This is a genomic window from Candidatus Macondimonas diazotrophica (assembly GCF_004684205.1).
GTDB classification, from domain to species: Bacteria; Pseudomonadota; Gammaproteobacteria; order UBA5335; family UBA5335; genus Macondimonas; species Macondimonas diazotrophica.
Genome location: NZ_SRIO01000092.1, coordinates 1 through 216, shown reverse-complemented (window position 1 = coordinate 216; position 216 = coordinate 1). Strand labels below are relative to the sequence as shown.

Here is a 216-nt window from a genome sequence, read left to right as displayed (position 1 = left end):
GTTTGTACTCCATTAACTTTCTAGCCATACCAGCGAGCATCTCATCCGATTTGCTTGACGCGGTGCAGAGAACCCGCATATCATCCGGCATCTCTCTGGGAAAGATGTGGTGGATACTGAAAACGCCCTTGTTTATTGTTACCACATGCACGGTGTCATAGTTCGTGTAGCAGCCAAGGACTACCTCGTCCTGTTCAAGTCTTGTCATTTTCTTCA

The 216-nt window shown here is 47.2% G+C and carries 1 protein-coding gene; it reads right to left on the bottom strand.

Features of this window, described 5'->3' with window-relative positions; genetic code table 11:
• Nucleotides 1–216 (bottom strand): hypothetical protein (locus E4680_RS14410; RefSeq protein WP_205688965.1); only part of this gene is annotated, 216 nt, incomplete at both ends.